This is a genomic window from Oleiphilus sp. HI0117 (assembly GCF_001635235.1).
Map to the genome: position 1 here is coordinate 1 of NZ_LWGA01000114.1, position 1,095 is coordinate 1,095.

At 44.7% G+C, this 1,095-nt stretch carries 1 protein-coding gene; it reads left to right on the plus strand.

Annotation, left to right across the window (positions count from 1 at the left end; all coding sequences use genetic code 11):
• Positions 1 to 28 precede the first annotated feature (28 nt).
• A partial coding sequence (locus A3757_RS01650) for an AMP-binding protein (RefSeq protein WP_082872040.1) occupies positions 29 to 1,095 on the plus strand: 1,067 nt, incomplete at its 3' end.

Here is a 1,095-nt window from a genome sequence, read left to right on the forward strand (position 1 = left end):
GAACCGAGCAGTTGGCGAGGCCAGAAGGATGGCTAGCTATATTATATCTTTAGATTTACCACCAAAAAGTCGAATCGGTATTCTTTCGAAGAACTGTGCGCATTGGATCATGAGTGATCTGGCGATCTGGATGGCGGGTCATATATGTGTACCTCTTTACCCTACGCTAAATGCTGAAACGGTTAAGTATATCCTTGAGCACAGTGAAACGCAGTTGTTATTTGTTGGTAAACTGGACGACTGGGAAATGATGAAACCTGGTGTGCCAGATGATTTACCTTGTGTTTCTTATCCTCTAAGTCCAAAAACAGATTACCCAAGCTGGGATAACCTGGTTGCTGAGCATGCTCCGATACAAGAAGATACTGTTCGGGATGCTGACGAGTTAGCGACGATTGTTTATACATCGGGTTCAACCGGCAAGCCAAAAGGCGTTATGTTGTCATTTGAGGCCTTAGGTATTGCAGCAAGCGGTGTTGCACAAGCTTTGGATATAAAGCCTACTGATAGAATGTTATCTTACTTGCCACTGGCGCACGTGTTTGAACGTTTTGCGGTTGAGCAGTCCTCTATCCATATAGGTGCTCAGTTATTTTTTGCTGATGCTTTGGATACCTTCCTGGACGACTTGCGTCGTGCTAAACCAACGGTCTTTATTTCTGTTCCACGCCTGTGGTCCAAGTTCCAACTAGGTATCTTTAAGAAGATGCCTCCTAAGAAACTAAATCGTTTGCTTAAGATTCCAATTGTGTCTGGTTTGGTCAAGAAGAAAGTATTGACTGCTCTGGGCTTGGAATACTGCCGTTTTGCTGGAAGTGGTTCGGCGCCGTTATCAGGTGATATCATTAATTGGTATCGTAACCTGGGTCTGGAATTGCTAGAAGGTTACGGTATGTCTGAGAATTTTGCATATTCTCATATCTCATTGCCAGGCCGCTCAAAGGTTGGTTATGTAGGTGAGCCGATGCCGGGTGTTGAACAGCGTATTTCAGAAATTGGTGAGATCGAGGTCAAGAGCCCTGCTACGATGATGGGCTACTATAAAGACGAAGAAAAGACCAAAGAAACCTTTACCGAGGATGGCTTCTTGCTGAC